This window comes from Staphylococcus sp. HMSC035D11 (assembly GCF_001836075.1).
In the GTDB taxonomy this organism is placed as follows: Bacteria; Bacillota; Bacilli; order Staphylococcales; family Staphylococcaceae; genus Staphylococcus; species Staphylococcus hominis.
Genome location: NZ_KV827216.1, coordinates 1 through 468, shown reverse-complemented (window position 1 = coordinate 468; position 468 = coordinate 1). Strand labels below are relative to the sequence as shown.

General features: G+C 29.7%; 1 protein-coding gene. It reads left to right on the top strand.

Annotated elements, in window-relative coordinates; all coding sequences use genetic code 11:
* Nucleotides 1-468, top strand: a 468-nt coding sequence (locus HMPREF2647_RS00785) for a DUF1542 domain-containing protein (protein ID WP_176746903.1), incomplete at both ends; no start/stop codon positions are given.

The following is a 468-nucleotide window of genomic DNA, read 5'->3' as shown; positions in this document are numbered from 1 at the left end:
AAAAGTTGATGAAGAGGTAACAAAAGCAAAACGTAACATTAATCAAGCAGTTACAAATAATGATGTGAATCAAGTTGAGCATAATAGCACAATAGCAATTAATAATATTCAACCCAATATTATAAAAAAAATTGCAGCTAAAACGTTAATTGATCAAGTAGCAAGAGCTAAAAAAAATAATATTGATCAAACATCAAATGCGACAATAGAAGAAAAAGAAGCAGCAAAACAAAAAGTTGACGAAGAAGTTACAAAAGCAAAACATAGTATTGATCAAGCAATAACAAATAGTGATGTAGATCAAGCAAAAGATAGAGGAACTGTTGCTATAAATAACATTCAGCCAGAAGTTGTAAAAAAAGAGACAGCTAAGACTTCTATTGATCAAATTGCATTAACTAGAAAAAACATCATTGATCAAACACCTGATGCAACAACAGAAGAAAAAGAAGCAGCGAAATCAAAAGT